The following is a 17,333-nucleotide window of genomic DNA, read 5'->3' on the forward strand; positions in this document are numbered from 1 at the left end:
GCACAAGAACCGTCCTCTTGTTTCATACATGTCTATCAGTCAACTTTTTGCAATGCAAGAATAAATTGTTTCATCGCCCGATAATTTGTTGTTTTTAACCAGTTTTCAAGTTCCTGTTCTTTACTTTCAAAAAATAAATCCAATACGTCTTGTAGGTGCTCGTGATAGGCTGTCTGCCCGGTACTTTCTTCTTTTAAATTAGTGACCAATGACAACCAATCTGAAAAGGACTCACCAACTTTTCTTTCTGGATATTTTTCAGCAATTTCAAGTGGACGTTTATACGAATCACTTAAATACAATTGTACTGCTAACCATGCCCCGACAAAGCGATGACTATTATCTCGTTCCATCACCTCTTCAAAAATATCTCTTGCTTCAGTTAACTTCCCTTGTTTCATAAGAGCAGCACCGTAGATACTCCATTCATATTCGTTCAAGTTCCCGCGGACTGCCTTTTTATAGCGATCAAACCAGGAATGAAAAGCCTCCCACTCTTGTTGCTCATAATAATAATCAATAAGTTCATATAAATCTTGGGTATTATTTGTCTTTTCTGCTAGGGCCTGCAAATACGGAAGGGCTTCCTCATTCCAACGAAAACTGTCTTCTATCTCATTAAAACCTAGTAACCGTGGAATCATACGTAAACTATGCATATCGTTCGAGTCTTGCCTTACACTTTCTTTATAAGCTGCCAAGGCCTTATCTAACTTTTTATCAAGCAAGAGTCGATCTGCTTTCGTTAATTCACGCTGTTTTAAATAGAAAAACGGCAAATTACCAATTGTATTTTCATTTAGACGATAACCATCACTTTTAGTAATAAGTTCCCCGTTTTTACGATATGCCTGAACAGACCAAGAGAAACGATTGTCAGGATTCGCAAATGCTAACAAAGACTTTGGGTCTATTGTTTCCTCATCCCCGGAAAACACAACACCAAATCGCTGGCCATATAGTTTCTCAACAGGAATGGTTATTTCATGGTCTGTAATATGTGACTGAAACACCGAACTCATCGATCCCCCATCTACATCGATACCTAAGGAAAGCTCATAATATGCCGCTCCCTCTACTTTATCCCATGAAAAATGAATAGACTTATCCGTAATTTCTTCTTGATTTACTGGAGATTGAATATCTATCAGTTTTTCCAAGGTAATATTATAAGTAATATCTGTATTTTCAGTTACATCAATCCAATCGTCCATATTAACTGGCCAAGTCCAGCCATCTATTTGATCAAATGCAAGGGCTAGAATAATTTGATAACTACCCGGAATAACACCGTCAAAACGAAATTCGCCATTTTTATTCGTTATGTGGTAGTATGGTTCAAATTCCCTCACACCTAAATTCACTGCATTCGCATCCTGTAAAAAAACACCAACATTTCGAAGTGGTGTGCCATCACTTCGAACTAATTTCCCATGAATTGTCCTTAAAGCTTTCTCTCCACTTGAAACCACTTTTTGTAAGCCTTTTTCCATGTTAGTCAAGTGTTCATAGACATATGAATTTGCCGAGGAAATATTAGAATCTCCTCTCTCCACCTTTTCTTCATATTGCCGAAGTGTTTGTTGGACTTTATTATATGCTTCTTTTAATTTCCCTTCACGCAGCAAAAGTTCAGCCTGCTTTTGGGCAATTTGGACTCCAAAATAATCATTGTTCAGATTTCTTTCACTGAATTGTTCGAGTAAATCAGCTGCCTCAGCAAATTTCTTCTGATTTATTTTCATTTGTGCTTGTTCCATCTGGAACTCCTCGTACATATAAGACTTCTTTGCACGTTCAATCGCACGAAACATTACTTCGTCTGCCTTTTCTATATTCCCATTTGCAAGATAATAAGACACTAGTTGTCTAGTCGCAGTTAATAAATAACGATCTACAGGACCTTCTTCAATATACTTTTTTATGTATGGAAGTTTTTCGTCCAACGTAAATGGCATATCTGAATCCTGGGAATATTGTGTAAATGTTGGTCCTATTAAAATATCATAATTACCCTTCCCTAAACCTTCAAGCATGTATCGTTGAATTGTCTCCCACTTTTGAAAGTCACCTAACCTATCTGTTTCAAGTCCTTCAAGCACTTTAGTTTTAGCCGCTACATTTCCTTTATCGAGTCCCTTCTTTGCTAAATAGAAGTTCAATTGTGGGTTGATTATAAATGTAAATAATGGTACCAATAGAACCATACTGACAATTATTGTAATGAGATGCTTTACTTTTAATTTAATTTTCATATTGCACCCCTCTTTTTTCAAGCGTATCTTTCCAGTATACATACCCTCCAATTTCTATTAATCCATGTTGTTTATCACGATTCATCTGTTCAGGATTTTTATCTATCATATCTTTTGTTCCAATTAACACTAGCGATAATAAGCAAACTGCAACGATTGGCAAAAATGAGATTTCAATTTCCTTATTCCATAATGAGATTAATTTATGTTTAAATGTTGTTGGATGGGTTCGCTGGAGTACTTTTTCCTGTTTTGTAAACTTTATATTTCTTAATTCTTCATGGAGCTGTTTGTTTATTTTTCTGCTCTGTTCGCTCATAGTTAACTTCCCCCTTTTCCAACAAAGCTTTTAATAATACTCTACCTCGTGTTAGTCTAGATTTCACTGTGTTTTCATTTATTTTTATTTGCTTGGAAATGTCGTTGATTTTCATATCGTTGAAGTAAAATAACGTAATCACTTCACGGTATTTATAATCTAATTGCTGAATCAATTCACTTAAATGTTGATGTTGAAAAAGCTGTAAAACAATTTCCTCTGGATCATCTGTACTATCACCTTTTTCAGCATGATTCACAATATCCATACGGGGAAAAATGTTTTTCCAACTCCACTTCCTCATTTTAGCGCGACAAGCATTAATTATAATTGCGGTTAACCAACCTTTCATTTTCGTTACATCTTCTAGTTGATTTATTTTTTCAAACGCTATAATAAACGTGTCCTGCACCAATTCCTCGGCTGTCTGATGATCATTAACTAACAACACAGCCGTTCGTAATAAATAGTCGCCATATACATTCATTAATTGTATGAGTGCTTCTTCCTCTTTTTCTCTTAACCTGCTGACAAGATGCAAATACGACCCCCTCCTTTTACTACCCCTACACTATAGATGCCTCCCACGTTAAAAAAGTTGCATACAAAACGTGGATGAAACATAGGGACGGTTCTCTTGTTTCAAATTGATATTGATGATTTGCTCATGTATACTGTAAATTCTTTTGCAAAATATGATTAAAAAAATATTATTTGCTAAATATAATATTAGCTTAACAGAAATTGAGAAAAGGAGAATGAAAAGATGAGCGATTGGCTACCAAGTTTAAAAACTAAAACACCACAGGAGGGATACGAACTAGCCATTTTATTAGCTAGGAAGGCTATCGGTTATACGCAACCATCTGCTGATGTTAGAGAAAAACTAAGGCCGAAATATGAAGAAGATGCGGATAGCCTTACGTTAGCGTCACAAGTTGTTGCCATACATTATCAAACAGTTGCTGCAGCAAATAATTATTGGCAATAATAAATAGTATGAAACAGCGGGACGGTTCTTTTGTTTCACTCATAGAAAAAGAACCGTCTCACAATCGCAGCCTTATACTCGTAATGAATATAAACAAGGCCGAATATGATACACACCATATTCAGCTTGCTCTTTCATTGGATAATTCGAGTAAGCGTATCATTTAATCCAGAAAATCTTATTGTTCCTATTTGACTGCTTTATATTTATTGCTTCCCGGCAATTTCTTGACAATATTCCAAGCTGCAATTGCCTCGTCACGACTTTTACCTTTATTTTTCGGGTCTGCAAAAAAGTCCCGGATAAATTGATTGTATTCAAATTGTGGTGCAATCTCCGTCTTATAAAATGGATTCTTCTTTCTTATCTCCTCCTCATACCAAGCATTTACTACATCACGATATGTTTTCCCAACATTACTTTTAATATAGTTTTGAATGTAGGTAGAAAAGTGAAAATTTGGGATTACTGTCTTAAAAAATGCTCGCACACGTTGACTACATCGGTGGTTTTCCGTAATGATTGTATCAAGACTTAATTCTCCTTGTGGCTCCGCCTTTTTATTCATTCTTGTTTTTCTAATGGGTTTTATGATCTCTCCCGTTCGTAGAAACGTTTCAATTCTCTCCGTAATCTCTATTTTAGATCCTGTAGCGCTTATGCCATTTCCCCTACAAAATGATTGTAATTCTTCTTTTAACCAATAGAAGTCTTGGAATCTTTGCACGCTTATCTCTTTTGTTAATGTAGGCCTCATGGATAACACCTCCATATATCGTTAATTTAACTATTAATTAGAATTTTAGCATAACGAAGCCGATAAAAATATGTAAGTTCGAAATATCTTCACCATGTTATGGGTGATAATGACACACGAGAATGTAGTGCACCCCAATAGTTAGAGTGAAAATAATTAACTTTTGGGGTGTTTATTTTGGTCAAGAAATACAGTGACAGTTTAAAGTTAAAGGTAGTAAAAGAGTATCAAGAAGGTAGCCTAGGGGTTAGACGTTTAGCTAAGAAGCATGGTATACAATCAAAATCACAGGTGGATAGATGGATTAAATTATATGAGAAGTATGGTGTGGAAGGACTTAAAAGTAAGAAGCATAACGAAACTTATTCTGTTCAATTGAAACTTGATGTATTAAAATTTATAGAGAGAACTGGTTCTTCAGAGATGGAAACAGCCCTTCACTTTGGATTGAAAAATACCACTATAATATCTTCATGGAAGAAAGCTTTTCGTGAGGGTGGTGCTGGAGCTCTGAATGGATCGAAAGGATGGTCTACTATGCCAGATACATCAAAGAATAAACAAAACAAAAAAGGAAAAGAAAATGAAATAACATACCAACAAAAATTAGAAAGAGAAAATGAACTCTTACGTTTAGAAGTAGAATATCTAAAAAAGTTGCGAGCTTTTCAGATGGATCCGGAAGGCTATCTCGAAAAGCACAAGCAGCGTTATCATTCGAACTCAAAGAAGCATTCAAATTAAAAGATGTTTTATGCGTAGTGGGTATTCCTGAATCTTCCTATCATTATCATATAAAAATGATGAGAAAAGCGAACCCAGATCAGACACTAGAAGAGCTTATCCAATCCATATTCAATGAAAATAACGGAAATTATGGCTACCGTCGTATTTGTCTAGAATTGAGAAATCAGGGTCATAAAGTGAATCATAAGAAGGTTCAGCGTCTTATGAGGAAACTCGGACTTAAAGGGAATAAATTCTGGAGAAAAACACGTAAATACAGTTCTTATAAAGGCTCAGTTGGGAAGGTTGCGAAAAACCGTATAAGCCGCCGCTTTCAAACAAATGTGCCTCATCAAAAATTAACAACAGATATCACGGAATTTAAATGTTCTGATGGAATTAAATTATATTTAAATCCGATTTTAGATATGTTTAATGGAGAAATTATTTCATTTGGGATAAGTAAGCGCCCAAATTTAGAACTTGCGATGGGCCCCTTGAAGGAAGCTATTGAAATAGTAAAAGATACAAAGTATAGAACCACTATCCACTCTGACCAAGGATGGCATTACCAACATAAAAAATGGGTAAAGACACTTAAAAATAATAAGGTTTTTCAAAGCATGTCAAGAAAAGGAAACTGTTTAGATAATTCACCAATGGAAAACTTTTTTGGTTTACTAAAACAAGAGATGTATCATGGAGAAGCACAATGTTCATTTGAAGAACTAAAAGCCAAAATTGAAAGATATATCAATTACTATAATAACAAACGAATAAAAGCAAAAACTGGCTGGTATGAGTCCGATACAATATCGTCTACACATCAGCCAATTAGCTGCTTAATATAAACTCCAACTTATGAGGGTCACATCATTCTGATGTCTCACTTTTACCTGCGTGAAACGGGAGAACCGTCCCCATGTTTCACAAAAATGTGGGTATTAAATAGGGGTTAGTTAAATAAAATGGTAAGGGCCCAATTTTAATTTTGTTGTAAAAATATGTGGTTGAGGGGAAAAGGACAATGGGGATACGTAAAAGGTGGAAGCTAATTGCACTGGGCGGACTGCTTATTGGCATAGTGTGTTGGTGGGTAATATATGAAGTGAAAAATCAATCAGATCCTTTAAACAAATCAGATGCGTTTGTATATAGTGAAGACGGTATACTTTACTGGTTTGAATTAACAAGTCGGAATGGAAAAGTAAAGGGCACCTTTTATCAGCATGTATTAATAGAAGATGAAGATGTCAGGGATCTACCGCATATTGAAGAAAAACAGTCCCCGTTAACTGGTGAATTTACTGATACAGGATATGAATGGCAGACAAACGAGGGTGGAAAAATCGTGACGTATGTTGCCACATTGTCTGAAGAGAATCTCCTGATACACAAGCAAGGAGAAGAAGATAGTAAGTTATATAGGGCAGTAAACAAAGAAAAACTTGCTGAATATGAAATGACAATACATGAAGCATTGCAAATTGCTATTGATCAAAATGAGGAAAAGGAGAAAAGTCGTTTACGTAAATTTTTCTCTGAATTTAATAATGTGTACGGATATTATTATACGAATGATGATAAGTCGTTACAGTTGCTCATAAAAGTCGATGAAGCCAATCTTGAAGGGGATGTAACGGCTACACTACTTATGGCCACGAAAGATAACCATAAATCATACGAAGAAAAAACATATGAACTGAATGGGATAACAGATGGGCATATGGTGGAGTTCTATACTGTAGTAGACGGGATGCAAACTAAGCTAAAGGGAGACTTTCGTACAGCGACTACTGGCTTTGACTTATCCTTTTGGACTACTAACGAAACATTATTTTTCCGTGCAGTAACTGAAAAAGAAATGAAGGGTATTTTTGGAGAGTAAAATCATGACACAGAGGGACGGTTCTCATGTTTCATGCTCTTGCTCATGAAACATGAGAACCGTCCCCATGTTTCACTTTCACGTCGAATGAGAGGGCGGTTCTTTGGGTTTTGGGTTATAATAGTTTGAGAGAGATGTGGCTCATTCCTTTTTTTACATAAATATGTAAGGTGGAAACGGCACATCTTTTTTGTAAATTAATGGGTTAAGGGATATGGTAGAGATGAGTGACAAACAAGTGAATACCGATGTTATTTTGATCGGTGCGGGGATTATGAGTGCTACTTTAGGAGCGCTTTTGCAGGAGTTAGCACCTGAGTGGAAGATTAAGGTGTTTGAGAAATTAGCAAGTGCTGGTGAAGAGAGTTCAAATGAATGGAATAATGCGGGTACAGGGCATGCTGCATTATGTGAACTGAATTATACACCAGAGGGTTCGGATGGCTCGATAGATATTACGAAGGCAACTACAATTAATGAGCAATTCCACAAATCTAAACAGTTCTGGTCTTATCTAATAAAAAATAATTTGATACGTAATCCAGAAGAATTTATTATGCCATTACCACATATGAGTCTCGTGCAAGGGCAAGATAATGTAGCATTTTTAAAAAGACGTATGGAAGCACTTTCAACGAGTCTGTTTTTTCAGGGAATGGAATTTTCAGATGACCCAGAGAAACTGAAAGAATGGATTCCACTTATTATGGAAGATCGTAAAACAAATGAACCAATAGCAGCAACTAAAATTGACTCTGGAACAGATGTTAATTTTGGGGCACTAACACGTATGTTGTTTGACCATTTAGAGAGCCAAAATGTTGAATTAAACTACAAACATCAGGTCCTAGATATTAAGCGTACGTATGATGGCTTGTGGAAGGTTGAAGTGATGCATGTTGAAAGCGGTAGAATCTCCCATCATACCGCAAAATTTCTCTTTATCGGTGCAGGTGGCGGAAGTCTGCCGTTATTACAAAAAACAGGAATTCCTGAGTCAAAACATATTGGGGGATTCCCTGTAAGCGGATTATTCCTAGTTTGTAACAAGCCAGAAATTGTAGAGCGCCATCATGCAAAAGTGTATGGTAAAGCCGCGGTAGGCGCACCACCAATGTCTGTGCCACATCTGGATACAAGATATATTAATAATAAAAAATCATTATTGTTTGGTCCGTTTGCTGGATTTACGCCGAAGTTTTTGAAAACGGGTTCAAACTTCGACTTAATTAGTTCGGTAAAGCCAAATAATATGCTTACGATGTTGGCGGCAGGCGCAAAGGAAATGAAACTAACAAAATATCTCATCCAACAGGTACTACTATCAAATGAAAAACGTATAGAAGAACTGCGTCAGTTTGTTCCAAATGCGAAAGCCGAGGATTGGGATATTGTTGTGGCAGGTCAGCGAGTACAAGTAATTAAAGATACAGAAACTGGTTATGGAACACTACAGTTTGGTACAGAAGTTGTCAGTAGTGAGGACGGCTCAGTTGCTGCATTACTTGGCGCATCACCGGGTGCTTCCACAGCAGTTCATGTCATGTTAGAAGTTTTAGAGAAATGTTTCCCGGAACATATAGATGAATGGGAAGAAAAGATAAGAGAGATGGTTCCTTCTTATGGCATTTCACTTGGAGAAGAACCAGAACTTTTCCGTGAAATTAATGAGGATACGTCGCAGGCTCTCGGATTAATGAAAACAGGTAGTTTACAAGAAGCATAGACGCCAAATTGGCAGTCTATGCTTTTTCCTTTTCGTAGAGAATGGAAAGAAGGATTACATAGAGAGATTTCATGAAGTTGTATCTAATATATGAAGTACTTCAAGGGAAAATTTACAGATGGTATGTAGATGGACATGGATGAGGTGTTGGGTAACTTCTATAGCAAATGGGAAGATCTGCTTAAAATAGGGCATATTAAAAAGTCAACTTTCTACTGATAAAATGGATCAGTTAAGGAATGAACAGCGTGAATGGGTCAAGGATAAAGGTCTTGCGGCAGAATCAGCAATAAAGAAAAATCAAGGCGGATCATGAGAGACCTACGAATACACGAGTATACAGGCGGAAATGACTAAAGATAGATGTCTAGCGCTAGTTGAAATATATATGAAATAAGCATAAGTGATGAAATAACCTCTAATCAACGGAAGATTGGAGGTTATTTCAATTTTAGATGGGAAAGATAAGAGACAATTAGGTTTATATTAGGGATAAATATGTCAGATGGTAACGCGCACCGATATGTCCTTGCTTCAATATGAAAATATGGAAAATGTAACCGCTCACCAAACATAGAAGTTGAACATTGTTTATCAAAAAAGTAAAGTATATGATATGAAAAACAAAAGTTTTATTTACTATTTTGTAAAAAGAAGCCAATTGTAATATTGATACATAGATGCTTGTATAAGATAGATTGGCTTCGTTCCTATCGTGAGTTCACGATAGGTGAGATAATATGTTTTTCATGGAAGGAGAAATAAAAATGACATCTCATGAAATGACATCAGGAGTGCATAAGTTTTATATCAACGGAGAGTGGAAAAATAGCGAATCTGGTCATACTATTGCTATTAAGTCTCCATATCTTCATCAGGTGATTGGAGAGGTACAAGCCGTTACAAAGGCGGAAGTGGACGAAGCTATTCAATATGCACATGAAGCACAAGCGAAGTGGGCGGATGTTTCCCTACAGGAACGTGGTAGCTATTTATATAAATGGGCTGATGAATTAGTGCATATGCAAGATGAAATTGCGGAAGTCATTATGAAAGAAGTAGGGAAAGCTTATAACGATGCGAAGAAAGAAGTCGTGCGTACTGCCGACTTCATTCGATATACGATAGAAGAAGCAGAACATACCCAAGGAGAAAGCATGAGAGGGGACAGTTTTCCAGGCGGCTCTAAGTCGAAAATTGCAATTGTCGAGCGAGTTCCACTAGGTGTCGTGTTAGCGATCTCTCCGTTCAATTATCCGGTAAACTTATCTGCTGCTAAAATAGCACCAGCATTGATGGCAGGAAATGCTGTCGTCTTCAAACCTGCTACACAAGGTGCGCTAAGTGGTACGAAAATGATAGAAGCACTAAGTAAAGCAGGCTTGCCAAAAGGTCTTGTAAACTTAGTGACAGGTAAGGGTTCTGACATTGGTGATTATATTGTTGAGCATAAAGGTATCAATATGATTTCCTTTACTGGTGGAACAGAGACAGGTAATCATTTAGCCAAAACGGCTACAAAAGTTCCGTTAGTGCTTGAACTTGGTGGAAAGGATCCTGGAATTGTTCGGGAAGATGCTGACTTAGATGAAGCTGTCAAGCAAATTATTAGTGGTGCCTTTTCTTATTCAGGCCAACGCTGTACAGCAATTAAGCGTGTCTTAGTACACGAAAAAGTAGCGGACGAACTCGTAAGCATGTTGAAGGAAGAAATAGATAAATTAGCTGTAGGTTCACCGGAAGACAATAGTACCGTTGTACCTTTAATTGATACAAAGTCAGCTGATTTTGTTCAAGGTTTAATTACAGATGCCATTGAAAAAGGTGCTACATTGATAACAGGAAACAAACGGGAGGAAAACCTCATCTATCCTACACTTCTAGATCATGTTACAGGAGACATGCAAGTAGCATGGGAGGAACCATTTGGACCTGTGTTACCAATCATCCGCGTGACATCAGATGAAGAAGCAGTTAGCATAACGAATGAATCTGAATATGGACTGCAAGCAAGTATTTTTACAAAAGACATTAATAAAGCATTTGCGATTGCAAATAAAATTGAAGTCGGTTCAGTTCAAATTAATGGTCGTACGGAGCGAGGACCTGACCATTTCCCATTTATCGGTGTGAAAGGATCTGGAATGGGAGTACAAGGAATTAAGAAGAGTATCGAATCAATGACACGTGAAAAAATAACAGTGCTTAATTTGGCTGAATAAATTTACGTGTTTTGATATAAAAGTAAATAATAGTAGAGCGTATTTTCAATGTTTATCAGAAATACGCTCTATTTTTATGGGCGTTTTTATAAATTAGAAAACGGAACTAACCAATATAGAACGTATCAGCTGCTACGAAAATGAAGCCAATGATAACCGAATGAGGGATAAACAAGCGGTTAATTGATATAATGAATGCTACATCTCCCGCATAAGCTTCGTAAACCTATGCGAGAAAGGATGATAAAATGTCAGAAATGAAAGATGAAATCATTTTAAGAGGAATGAAAGAAAATAATTTAAAAGATATTGATGTAAACATCCAGAAGGAAAAAATTACTGTTTTCACTGGGCTTTCTGGATCGGGGAAAAGCTCTGTTGTTTTTGATACACTCGCAACAGAAAGTAGAAGGCAAATGACGTTCAATTATCCGCTTTATGTTCGAAATCAAATGCCAAGGTACGAAAGGCCACACGCAGACTTGATGCAGAACTTAAGTCCAGTCGTTGTAGTAGAGCAAAGACCAATAGGGAGCAATTCTCGCTCAACTGTAGGTACTTATATGGATATCCAGCCACTTATTAGACTTTTATTTTCACGAATAGGAAAGCCAACAATCGGTTCTGCAACGGACTTTTCGAGTCAAAGCTCCTTTGGTAGATGCCCGGAATGTAGTGGATTTGGAGAAGTCGTGACGCCTGACCGCCATAAAATAATCGACTTTGACAAGTCACTTCGGAATTATGCAGTAAAATTTAAGCCACTTTCTCCCTCAGGTTGGCAAGGCAGATGGATGATGACCGGCGGACTATTTGATCCGGATCTACCTATCAAAGATTACCCCAAAGAAAAGCTCCGCCTATTATTGTATGGTCCCCCAGAAGGTGAAAAGGTCTATGCACCATTTCACACAAAAAACGGACCACAGCCACATGAGTGGGATGGCTTATTGCCAAGATTTACACGTCTCTATATCAATAGAGATATTTCCAAACTAAAAGAAGTTTCTCAAGATGATGTCTTAGCCGTAGCAACCCGTTCATTTTGTGCAACCTGCCAAGGATCTGGTCTGAATCCGAAAGTATTGGCTTGCAAAATAAATCATTTCAATATTGCAGACTATGAGCAATTAGAACTTATAGAACTGTCGGAAGAACTTACAAACATACAGGATCCGATGGGAGAATCTATCGCTCGACAGGTAATTCCACAGATAAAACTGCTCAATAAATTGGGATTGGGTTATCTTAGCCTTTCAAGAAAAATGAGTACCCTTTCTGGTGGTGAAGCACAAAGAGTGAAAATAGCCCGTCATTTAGGAGGTAGCCTCAACAATATTACATATATTTTCGACGAACCAAGTGCAGGGCTTCATCCAGAAGAAGTGGATATGCTCGTAGAAATGTTAAAAGATATAAAAGCACAACATAATACCGTCATTGTAATCGAACACGATCTATCCGTAATAAAAGCAGCGGACGAAATTATTGAGATGGGACCAGGGGCAGGTATAAATGGGGGGAAGGTTATCTATCAAGGTAAATTAGATACATTAAAAGACACGCCAACTGCAGCATCTCTAGACCATAAGCTAAAAATAAACAAAAAACCACGGGCAATAAAAAGTTATTTTACAATAAAAGGCGCAAATCATCACAACTTGAAAAATATAAGCATCCATATACCCAAACATGTTTTCGTTTCTATATGTGGTGTATCCGGTTCAGGTAAAAGTTCTCTTATGTTAGATGCATTTGCGAAGAATTATCCTGAAACCATCATGGTTGGGCAAGGTAGTATAGGAGTCTCGAGTCGTTCGACACTTGCCACATATATGGGAATAATGGATGATATTCGTGCGATATTTTCCAAGGAAACAGGAAAACGAGCGGGTTTGTTCAGCTTTAATTCCCTTGGCGCATGTCCTATCTGTAAAGGAAAAGGCGTAACAAAACCAGATGTAGCATTTGCAGATCCTGTGACAATTCGGTGTGAAGCATGTGGCGGTTCGCGATATTCAGATGAAGCATTGTCATATCGATATGGGGATAAAAATATCGTACAATTGTTAGATTTAACAATAGATGAAGCGACGGCTTATTTTAAAATGCCTAAAATTTTGCAGAGCGTTCAGAAACTGCAAGACGTTGGTTTAGGATATTTAACGTTAGGACAGACGACAAGCTCTTTAAGTGGAGGAGAGGTGCAACGTCTAAAACTTGCAAGCCACTTACAAAAGGAGGGGCAAATCTACTTGTTAGACGAGCCATCTTTAGGACTGCATACAAAGGATAGCGGAAAACTTTTAGACGTATTTCAAAACCTTGTAAACAAAGGTAATTCCGTTTTCATTATTGAACATCATTTGGATTTTATAGCAGCGAGCGATTGGGTAATTGAGTTAGGTCCTGGTGGAGGGAAAAAAGGTGGACAGATTATATTTGAAGGCACACCAGAAGAAATGTTATATGCCGAAACAGTGACAGCAAAATGGTTAAAGGCTGCGGTGAAAGAACATCCATATTAGTAGGGAAATGTAATATGGGCTATTTGGCTGTAGACTCCTTCTTCCATTAGGCAACGAATGAGAATGGGAGGGGCAACAGCCGATAAAATCCCGATTCCGTTCCGTGAACAATCGATAGGGGAAGTGGGGAAAGACCTACTGATTGGAGTTCCACTTTATTCTATAAACTATCTCCAACCAAAGCTAGTGACACTTGTTATAATGGAAGATTGCGGATATTCGTTTGGTGAAGTATTTCCCCCCTTATAGCAAGGTACTCAAATGATAATCATATTTCGCCTGTTATCGCATAACAGAACATGAAGTGCAATTTTCAGAATGATGTCTCTTTATGATTAATTTATGCTATACTGATTTTATGATTATTATTTACAAGATGAACAAGGAGGGTGAAAGAGAGGATGACCAATACGAATGAGGAAAAATTAAATGTAATCGAAGCTAAAGAAGATCTAATTGGGCGTACAAAAAAGGGAGTTACGATGATTTATGTTGGAACAGCATATTGGTTACTAATGGGGGTACTCGGTTTTATTGACATGCACATCAACTTATTAGGACTATTTTATTTAATTGGAGCAGGAATGATTTTTCCTCTCAGTATATTTGTAGCAAGTCTTTGTAAAATTGATATTTTTGCACAAGATAACCCACTATCTAATATGAGTGGTGTTTTAGGGGCCATGCAGATTCTATTTGCACCGATATTGATTTTAATCTTTATGGAACAGATTGAGTGGCTGCCATTTTTTATTGCGATATTAACTGGTGCTCACTTTCTTCCTTTTCATGCATTATATAATAGTAAAGCCTATATATTTCTACCAGTCGCAGTTATCGCTTTTTCATCGCTCGTAGGTTTTGCTCTGATGGAACATGTATATACAATCTTGCCTTTTGGGCTGTGTGCCATTTACTTGATAACAACTATTATACTGATAAGTGAAAATAGGAAACAAACAACTTCTATCAAACAAAGTGCTTCATAATAATTATATCTTGAAACCGCTTAGCAATCTATGCATATCCAAGCGGTTTTTTTTAGGCCTCGTATTGAATTTTTCTCCAAATAATGCTAGATTCCAAAATCGCATGCTAATCCATTCATCTAACAAGTGTAAAATAACTCATTTTGAAAAAATGTTATTTTTATATTTTTCCGTGCATAAATGGGTACGCTTATTGCCTCTTTTCAATAACTGAAAGAATTTCCACATCAGATCCATATTTTTTACGAATACTTTTTCTTGCTTCAGCGGGACTTCTTACGATGACGGAGGTAGTTTTCTTCCTATCGCGCAATTCCAAGTTGACAATAAAACATTTCGCACCACATCTCATATCGATCCCCACTCCCTTCAATTACCTTTATCTTAAACTATAGCGGAATTGCCGTTAAATTGGAAATATCCCTATTTTACATTTCATAAGTTATATGCACTTTATTATTGCCTAGTGTGAAAATCTCTCATGATTCCTTATGTTACTTTTATTCTTCCCGCGTAATATCTTTACAATGATAAAATTTCTCCCTTGATTTTTTACCTAGGGGGGTATATAATGAACACATATTGAGGGATACCCCCTTGGGTAATGTGGCGAGGCCAATCTAAAATAAGCATATCATGATAGAATATATTTTTTTTAGTTTTTATATACCCACTGGGGTAAGTTAATATAAATAAACGGATAATTAAAGGAGCTAATATGTATGAAGACAATTTTACCAAAAGAGCTTGAAGAAAAGATAACGAATGGAGCCGAGATCCATATTATTGATGTTCGGGAAGATGAGGAAGTTGCCCAAGGGAAAATCCCAGGAGCAAAACATATACCTCTCGGCGATATACCGAATGAATTAGCTAAAATGGATAAGCAGCAACATTACTATGTAGTATGCCATTCTGGAGGGAGGAGTACTGCAGCTTGTGAGTATATGATAAGTCAAGGTTATGATGTAACAAATATGACTGGTGGCATGTCAGCTTGGCAAGGTGAAATAGAAATAAATAAGTAAGAGATCAACCTCCTTTCGATTTAGAATCATTGGGACTTAGCTCTTGGACGGAGGGTGAGGCTGTGCCCGCGGAAAGCGTCCGCCTATAGTGCAAAGTAACGGGTAACAGGCTTAATAATTTACAAATCAATTAGGAAACAATAGGTGGAAAAATAATGCCTAAACATAATATAAGAGGAGCGGTGATCATGGGAAGGAAAATATTAATTATCGGTGGCGTTGCTGGAGGAGCATCTGTTGCGGCCCGGGTTAGAAGACTGGATGAACATGCGGAGATTATCATGTTTGAAAAAGGCCCACATGTATCTTTCTCAAACTGTTCATTGCCGTATCATTTAAGCGGTATTGTAGAAAATAGTGAGCAACTCGTATTAATGAACCCCGATATATTTAAAAATCGCTACAATATTGAAGCGAGAGTGCACCAAGAAGTTGTTAAAATTAATCGAGATAAGAAAACAATTACGGTTAAGGAGGTCTTGACGAATAATGTGTATGAGGAGAAGTATGACAAACTAGTTCTTTCACCGGGAGCGACACCAGTCCGTCCTCCTTTTGACGGCGTCGATAAGCCACATGTTTTTACAGTTCGAAATGTCGTGGATATTGAGCGAATACACGCTTTCGTAAACCAAAAGGGAATAAACGATATCGCTGTTGTTGGTGGCGGGTTTATCGGTGTAGAGGTAGCAGAGAACTTAAAACTTGCAGGATATAATGTGTCATTAGTAGAATTTGCAAATCAAGTAATGACTCCATTTGATTACGATATGGCACAAATTATGCATAAGGAAATGGTTGATCATGGCGTAAACTTAATTGTAAATGATGGGTTGGAGAAGATTGGCGACACGTATGTTGAAACGCAATCTGGTAGAAAAATAGAAGCACAGGCAGTCGTATTGGCGATAGGCGTAAAACCTGAAATTAATTTAGCACAAGAAGCGGGCCTAGAAATTGGCGAAACTGGTGCAATTAAAGTAGATCATAACTACGTCACAAGCGATCAAAATATTTATGCGGTTGGGGATGCGATTGAAGTATACCATCGTCTCTTACACAAACCAACACGATTATCATTAGCGGGACCTGCTCAAAAGCAAGCAAGAGCAGCGGCAGACCATATGTATGGCATTCAAAGTAGAAATAATGGTGTCATTGGTTCCTCGTCAATCCATTTATTTGATTTAAATGCAGCTTCAACAGGATTAAATGTTCGTACAGCAGAACAAGCAGGTATGAATGTGGACTATGTTTACATTATGCCAGGGGATAAAGTAGGTTTAATGCCAAATAGTAATCCAATGCATTTTAAACTTGTGTATGAATATCCAACTGGTAAAATTTTAGGTGCCCAAGCGATTGGAAAAGGGAATGTAGATAAACGAATCGACGTCATTGCAACGATGATTACGATGAATGGGACGTTGGAAGACTTAAAAGACCTCGAGTTAACATATTCGCCAATGTTAGGAACGGCAAAAGATGTGGTCAACCACGCAGCATTAGTTGCACTTAATTTACTTCACGGAAGATATAAAAAAGTAAAAGTCTCCCAAGTGCGTGAATTAGTAGAGGACAATGCTTTTATTATCGACGCGCGAGAAAAAGGTGAATATGCTGTTGGACATTTGAAAACGGCAGTGAATATTCCATTGAGCGAATTTAGACAAAGATTAGATGAAATTCCAACAGACCAACCTGTATATATTCATTGTCGTTCCGGGCAAAGAAGTTATAATATGGTGATGGCTTTACAAAATATGGGCTATGACAATGTGTACAATATTTCTGGTTCTTATTTGGGGATTAATTTGTATGAGTATTATCAAGATCTACAATTGGGTAGAAATAAAATTGTAACAGCATATCATTTTAAGTAAACTTTTAGTAGTGCTTAAGGT

Annotated in this window: 15 protein-coding genes; 10 read left to right on the forward strand and 5 right to left on the reverse strand. The window is 37.1% G+C overall.

Annotation, left to right across the window (positions count from 1 at the left end; all coding sequences use genetic code 11):
- Window positions 1–35: 35 nt before the first annotated feature.
- Genes ACFFIS_RS14725 through ACFFIS_RS14735 form a run of 3 tightly spaced genes read right to left on the reverse strand, consistent with a single transcriptional unit; the run spans window position 36 to window position 3,115 of the window.
- Window positions 36–2,255, reverse strand: a complete 2,220-nt coding sequence (locus tag ACFFIS_RS14725) for a hypothetical protein (RefSeq protein ID WP_390188147.1) — start codon at window positions 2,253–2,255, stop codon at window positions 36–38.
- Window positions 2,245–2,574 carry a hypothetical protein gene (locus ACFFIS_RS14730; RefSeq protein WP_320381155.1) on the reverse strand — a complete coding sequence of 110 codons (330 nt, stop codon included), beginning with the start codon at window positions 2,572–2,574 and terminating at the stop codon, window positions 2,245–2,247. Before ACFFIS_RS14730 ends, ACFFIS_RS14725 begins: the two co-directional genes overlap by 11 nt.
- Window positions 2,534–3,115, reverse strand: a complete 582-nt coding sequence (locus tag ACFFIS_RS14735; RefSeq protein WP_390188149.1) for an RNA polymerase sigma factor — start codon at window positions 3,113–3,115, stop codon at window positions 2,534–2,536. Before ACFFIS_RS14735 ends, ACFFIS_RS14730 begins: the two co-directional genes overlap by 41 nt.
- A gap of 225 nt (window positions 3,116–3,340) precedes the next feature.
- On the opposite strand from ACFFIS_RS14735, the gene ACFFIS_RS14740 reads away from it, so the two are divergent.
- Entirely contained in the window at window positions 3,341–3,565 is a 225-nt protein-coding gene (locus ACFFIS_RS14740) for a hexameric tyrosine-coordinated heme protein (RefSeq protein ID WP_320381154.1), read from the forward strand.
- 187 nt (window positions 3,566–3,752) lie between these two features.
- Here ACFFIS_RS14740 and ACFFIS_RS14745 read toward each other — a convergent pair whose 3' ends face one another.
- A complete protein-coding gene (locus ACFFIS_RS14745) occupies window positions 3,753–4,322 on the reverse strand; it encodes a DUF6434 domain-containing protein (RefSeq protein WP_390188151.1) in 570 nt (189 codons plus the stop codon).
- A gap of 177 nt (window positions 4,323–4,499) precedes the next feature.
- Between ACFFIS_RS14745 and ACFFIS_RS14750 the strand changes: the two genes are divergently transcribed.
- The 7 genes from ACFFIS_RS14750 to ACFFIS_RS14780 all read left to right on the forward strand — a co-directional run bounded on the left by ACFFIS_RS14750 (window position 4,500) and on the right by ACFFIS_RS14780 (window position 14,401).
- A complete protein-coding gene (locus ACFFIS_RS14750; protein ID WP_390188152.1) occupies window positions 4,500–5,066 on the forward strand; it encodes a helix-turn-helix domain-containing protein in 567 nt (188 codons plus the stop codon).
- Entirely contained in the window at window positions 4,967–5,899 is a 933-nt protein-coding gene (locus tag ACFFIS_RS14755) for an IS3 family transposase (RefSeq protein ID WP_390188263.1), read from the forward strand. The genes ACFFIS_RS14750 and ACFFIS_RS14755 overlap by 100 nt, the downstream gene beginning before the upstream one ends.
- 176 nt (window positions 5,900–6,075) lie before the next feature.
- Window positions 6,076–6,936, forward strand: a complete 861-nt coding sequence (locus ACFFIS_RS14760; protein WP_390188154.1) for a hypothetical protein — start codon at window positions 6,076–6,078, stop codon at window positions 6,934–6,936.
- A gap of 223 nt (window positions 6,937–7,159) precedes the next feature.
- Window positions 7,160–8,662: a malate dehydrogenase (quinone) gene (gene mqo / locus ACFFIS_RS14765; protein ID WP_390188155.1), complete on the forward strand. Its 1,503-nt coding sequence runs from the start codon at window positions 7,160–7,162 to the stop codon at window positions 8,660–8,662.
- 782 nt (window positions 8,663–9,444) lie between these two features.
- Entirely contained in the window at window positions 9,445–10,884 is a 1,440-nt protein-coding gene (locus ACFFIS_RS14770) for an NADP-dependent glyceraldehyde-3-phosphate dehydrogenase (protein WP_390188264.1), read from the forward strand.
- 248 nt (window positions 10,885–11,132) lie between these two features.
- Entirely contained in the window at window positions 11,133–13,412 is a 2,280-nt protein-coding gene (locus ACFFIS_RS14775) for an ATP-binding cassette domain-containing protein (protein WP_320380547.1), read from the forward strand.
- Between the two features lie 401 nt (window positions 13,413–13,813).
- Window positions 13,814–14,401, forward strand: coding sequence for a DUF7010 family protein (locus ACFFIS_RS14780; RefSeq protein ID WP_390188156.1), 588 nt, complete (start codon window positions 13,814–13,816; stop codon window positions 14,399–14,401).
- A 190-nt stretch (window positions 14,402–14,591) separates the two neighbouring features.
- On the opposite strand, the gene ACFFIS_RS14785 is transcribed toward ACFFIS_RS14780, so the two are convergent.
- Window positions 14,592–14,753 (reverse strand): hypothetical protein, encoded by a 162-nt coding sequence (locus ACFFIS_RS14785; RefSeq protein ID WP_320380545.1) that lies wholly within the window; start codon window positions 14,751–14,753, stop codon window positions 14,592–14,594.
- A gap of 370 nt (window positions 14,754–15,123) precedes the next feature.
- Here ACFFIS_RS14785 and ACFFIS_RS14790 point away from each other — a divergent pair, with 370 nt between their 5' ends.
- Window positions 15,124–15,429 (forward strand): rhodanese-like domain-containing protein, encoded by a 306-nt coding sequence (locus ACFFIS_RS14790; RefSeq protein ID WP_320380544.1) that lies wholly within the window; start codon window positions 15,124–15,126, stop codon window positions 15,427–15,429.
- 188 nt (window positions 15,430–15,617) lie between these two features.
- Window positions 15,618–17,312 (forward strand): FAD-dependent oxidoreductase, encoded by a 1,695-nt coding sequence (locus ACFFIS_RS14795; RefSeq protein WP_320380660.1) that lies wholly within the window; start codon window positions 15,618–15,620, stop codon window positions 17,310–17,312.
- Window positions 17,313–17,333 lie beyond the last annotated feature (21 nt).

The sequence above is a fragment of the Paracerasibacillus soli genome, from assembly GCF_042432965.1.
In the GTDB taxonomy this organism is placed as follows: Bacteria; Bacillota; Bacilli; order Bacillales; family Amphibacillaceae; genus Paracerasibacillus; species Paracerasibacillus soli.